The 2,282-nt window shown below is 31.5% G+C and carries 3 protein-coding genes; all 3 read left to right on the plus strand.

Features of this window, described 5'->3' with window-relative positions; genetic code table 11:
- The first annotated feature begins 173 nt into the window (after positions 1 to 173).
- The 3 genes from F564_RS0117550 to F564_RS0117560 are packed head-to-tail and all read left to right on the plus strand — an operon-like array spanning position 174 to position 1,993.
- Entirely contained in the window at positions 174 to 404 is a 231-nt protein-coding gene (locus tag F564_RS0117550; protein WP_028123723.1) for a hypothetical protein, read from the plus strand.
- A gap of 1 nt (position 405) precedes the next feature.
- Positions 406 to 1,086 (plus strand): hypothetical protein, encoded by a 681-nt coding sequence (locus tag F564_RS0117555; protein WP_028123724.1) that lies wholly within the window; start codon positions 406 to 408, stop codon positions 1,084 to 1,086.
- Entirely contained in the window at positions 1,073 to 1,993 is a 921-nt protein-coding gene (locus F564_RS0117560; RefSeq protein WP_028123725.1) for a WG repeat-containing protein, read from the plus strand. The genes F564_RS0117555 and F564_RS0117560 overlap by 14 nt, the downstream gene beginning before the upstream one ends.
- Positions 1,994 to 2,282 lie beyond the last annotated feature (289 nt).

The following is a 2,282-nucleotide window of genomic DNA, read 5'->3' on the forward strand; positions in this document are numbered from 1 at the left end:
TGCTAAATTCAGGTTTTGTGCTTGTATTTTATTTTGTAGTTTAGTTGAAGTTTTCGGCTTCGGTTTTCCCGCCATCGCCAAGCCGCAAAACGTTGTAGGCAATGCTACCAGCATACCGCCACAATTTGACCGCTTTAATACCTAAATTTGTAAAATAACTAAAACTCTAAAATATGTCAATAGATTGGTATCAATGTAAAAAATGTGAAACTTTGATTAAGAATTCAACTCAACCAAAATCTAACGGATGTCCAAGTGGTGGTCAACACGATTGGAATAAATTAGGAGAAGTTGGAAATACAAATTATTTATGTAAAAAATGCTCAACTTTAATACAAACGGACAAAATGCCAAAATCTAATGGTTGTATTTCAGGAGGACAGCACGATTGGAAAAAAATGTAATATGAAAGTTTATGCAGAGTTTATAAATGATGAATCGTTAATATTTCGCACAAGAACTTTACTGCAATTTGGTGATTCTTGGGATTTAATTGGTTCGATTGTTATGAAAAATCCAGGAAGCGCAAAGCCAGGAAAAGGAATCGATAATGTAATTGCTGAAAAGTTGTCAAAATATTATAATGAAAAAATAAATTCAGAATGTTGGTTCGTTTCAGATGGTGACCCGACGATGAGAGATATTTTACCAATTTTCAATGGTAATTATGTGAACAAAAATTTTAAACTTGATGGCGTTATTCAAATTTTTAATTTATACAATATTTGTTCACCCAATGTAGATTTTGCACATAAAAAAGGTAATGAAACACAATCTCCATTTCTTCTACCTGATGTAGATGCAATGATTTTAGATTTCAAGAAGAAACCCGTATACATTGGATTTGGTGACTTCTACACAAATAAAAAATCAAAAAATATTGCTTTTCTTAAGAATTCAGCAGTTAAAATTTTCGAATTTGTAAAAAAAAGTGCATTTGATTACTTGGAAGATGACTTCTTAATTGACGAACAATATTATCATAAAAATCATTTTTATCATCCTCAATTCTTAAACAAACCGTCCAAAAGAGAAAAATATCTACCGACCTTGGAAAAATTTGCAAATTTTTATGAGGAAAATTGAGCCGAGAGAAATCGATGATGATTTATTCACCTATTTCGAGAACACAGGTGAATATCCAACAGATTGGGAACAAGTTGCGTTGTTTGACGAAGAAACGAATTTTGCCGTAGTTTCTGTTGACGCAATTTATGGTGCGATTAATAGACAAGGGGAAATCGTAATTCCGCTTGTTTATGATTACGCTATGATCAAATTTTCGGAAGGTCTACTTGGAGTCAAAAAAAATAACAAATGGGGTTATATTGACACAAATCACGAAATTGTAATACCTTTTGAATACGACAATATTGCAGATTATAAATTTGAGAATGGTGAATATTGGATGAAAAATGATTCAATTTTAGGAATTGCTGATGATTTCCGTGGAAACAAAGTTTTTGTCTGCAAAAACAGAAAAATAGGATTAATTAACAATAAAAATGAAATTCTATTCCCATTTATTTACAAAGATATATCATCTTGTAACGAGAAATATTTGACTGTTTCATTTGACAAACTGAAATATGGTTTGGTAGATTTTACAAACAAAACTGTTTTGCCTTTTAATTACGATTTATTAAATATCAATGGCGACTATCTCAACTTCGCAGAATTAAGTGAAGTTACTGTTGAGTCTTACGATTCGGGGGTCAATTTTACTATTGTAAGGGAAAATAAGTTAATAAAACACGGAATAATGGATTTTGCAGGTAACATCATTGTTCCTGCAATTAGTGGTTCGGAAATTAGAAATTTTATTGATGGTAAAGCAATGTGTTATGATTATGAAAAACAAGAATTTTTCATTTATGACACAAATTCAAATGAAATAATCTTTGCCCCTGAAGATTTAATAGAAAATAAATCTGAAACTAACAAAGTAAACTATATTAGAGAAAAAATGGGAATGGAACCAGTCGTATATTAAAAGCACTGCCTACAACATAGTATTGGCAAAAGACGGGGTGAATATTGTCTTTGAGAATTCAGTTAGCAATATCCGCAAAATGCTTTTCATATTTCTTTTTTCCGTAATTTAGAAATCTGAAAAAGCATTTTGCTCAGGTCGGTTTTCCTTTGAAATGGTCTGCAAGGTAGCCCGTCCTTCGCCAATACTTTTCCCGTTATGCGATATTTTAAACCAACATTCCGCAAATGAAAGACGAACTATCTGACAATGAACATTTAGAAATGCTTAATAATCCAGAAGCGGAACT

Origin of the sequence: Epilithonimonas tenax DSM 16811 (assembly GCF_000428485.1) — a bacterium.
In the GTDB taxonomy this organism is placed as follows: Bacteria; Bacteroidota; Bacteroidia; order Flavobacteriales; family Weeksellaceae; genus Epilithonimonas; species Epilithonimonas tenax.

Bases quoted from the DNA above. Each gene is read 5' to 3' on its own strand.
- F564_RS0117555 (WP_028123724.1), top strand. From the start codon at position 406: ATGAAAGTTTATGCAGAGTTTATAAATGATGAATCGTTAATATTTCGC.
- F564_RS0117550 (WP_028123723.1), top strand. From the start codon at position 174: ATGTCAATAGATTGGTATCAATGTAAAAAATGTGAAACTTTGATTAAG.
- F564_RS0117560 (WP_028123725.1), top strand. From the start codon at position 1,073: ATGAGGAAAATTGAGCCGAGAGAAATCGATGATGATTTATTCACCTAT.